The 1,787-nt window shown below is 61.3% G+C and carries 3 protein-coding genes; all 3 read right to left on the reverse strand.

Annotation, left to right across the window (positions count from 1 at the left end; all coding sequences use genetic code 11):
• The coding region (locus tag EN750_RS32645) for a VOC family protein (protein ID WP_145968132.1) at window positions 1-838 on the reverse strand (838 nt) is incomplete at its 3' end.
• 112 nt (window positions 839-950) lie between these two features.
• On the reverse strand, window positions 951-1,241 hold the full coding sequence (locus tag EN750_RS32650; RefSeq protein ID WP_127323248.1) for a Dabb family protein: 291 nt from the start codon (window positions 1,239-1,241) through the stop codon (window positions 951-953).
• A gap of 257 nt (window positions 1,242-1,498) precedes the next feature.
• Window positions 1,499-1,787: hypothetical protein (locus EN750_RS40100; RefSeq protein WP_210212788.1), on the reverse strand; the 289-nt coding region annotated here is incomplete at its 5' end.

The raw sequence follows: 1,787 nt of genomic DNA on the forward strand, positions 1-1,787 counted from the left end.
CGACGATATCATTGCCCGCTATATTGTGTAGGACGGAATTGGCTGCAAGCAGCCTCGATGTCACATCGGCGTTCCGGACCGAAAAGACCACCGCTGCGAAGCGTAGATCTGTCGGCGCGCCGGCCGGCAGGCCGAAGCGCGCGGTGAAAGCCGCGCGGTCAAGCACGCTCAAATCCGCATTCGGCAAGGGAAAAATGCCGCCCTGCCCGTCGGCGGCCGGATCATCCACCGCCACGGAAATCAGCCCATGCTGCTTTCCGGGCGCATCGCTGACCGCCAAGATCTCGACAATTCCGGTCGCGCCGTTGGCGTGGGCCTGCAAAGCCGTGCGATCCACATCAGGCGCGTTGACCCGCTCGCAGGCAAACAGAAAGGCGTCCGTGGCTTCGGCTCCGGCCGCAAAGGCGAGCTTGAACGACGCGATGTCGCTTTTGCCGGCAGGGTCGGTGAAGGCGCGCGAAAAACCCAGCATGTCTCCCGCCGAGATGCCGGCATCGACATAGCGTGCATGGTCGGCATCGGCATTGCCCGTGCCTAGAACAATGGCGGAAAATCCCTCGTCGCCGTTGCTGTCGCGATAGGCGCGATCACGCGCGACGAAGACATTGCCGTCTGCGATAGCCTTTGCCGCCACCTGCTCGTCGCCGACCGCCAAAGGTTCGAGATAGGTGCCGTCGGCCAGGAAAACACAGCAGTTTTCCGTTCCGAACGGATGGATTCCGGTCGGGGCAACGACGAAGCCAAGCGCGGTGAGCCGGGCTCGCGCCACATCGAGGCTGTGCGTCGGCAGCACCAGATGATCGAGCGGATGGGTGCCTGCGGCTGCGGTTTTGGTCATGCAGGCGCGATGTGCATCATTCCGCAAAGCCGTTCAAGACTTGATCGCAATACCGGCCAGTTCGCCCGTCAATTCACCGGACGTCGAAAGGCGCCCCTGGAGCAAGGTTCGATCAGCTCCCCGCGACTACATCGGCGGAATAGCGCAGTTCACGCATCGGTTTGACCTTGCTGGTGGTCTGCGCGTAGAGCGGGTGCGCCTTGTAGGCGGCCAGCGCGGCGTCATCGACGAACTCCGCATAGACAACCACGTCGACCTCATCCGACAGCGGATCCACCTTGGTGTTGAGCGTGACCTCGAACAGGCTGGAATGAGGAATGTCGCCGAGCGCCAGCAAGCCGGTGCGCACAGCCTCGACATCCTCTTTTCGCCGCGCGCTGAAGAAAACGATATGCCGGATCAACCCCGCCTCCTCGATCAAAGTGCCGGGGTCTTTTGTGACGGCAGGACGTTGGCGTCAATCGACAAGGATGTCGCGGCTGCTGCCACTGGAGTTAAGCTTTGCTGGTAACATATCGCACAACATGACTAAGCTCTCTCACAGCGGTGTCGAGATAGCGGCCCTGATTGTACATGCCATCCCAGATCAAAAAAAATGCGATGGCGGCAATGACGATTACATAACGCATGGCTAAATCTATCGCACAAGGAATTCTGCGGTCATAGGCGTTTTTTGACGCGCTGCGCCTTGGCTGTGCACAGGCACAGATGCCCGCCGGCGCGAGCAATCTGCTTGGCACAGCCCCGCTTGCAGCCTGCCCCTTGAAGTTTCCCCGCATGACGTGGAAGATTGTCGCACGGATTCACCGGGAAGCGCTGAAGCTCTGGTAGGGGGCGCGCACTTCGTTCGAGCCCGCTCGCCGACGAACCGGTCGCGGCGGCGTTCGAAGCTGGCGAATGATCCAAGAGAACCGTGGCCCGGCAATTTGCGCCGGCACCGCGGAAATCC

Source organism: Mesorhizobium sp. M7A.F.Ca.ET.027.03.2.1 (genome assembly GCF_003999175.1).
Lineage (GTDB): Bacteria > Pseudomonadota > Alphaproteobacteria > Rhizobiales > Rhizobiaceae > Mesorhizobium.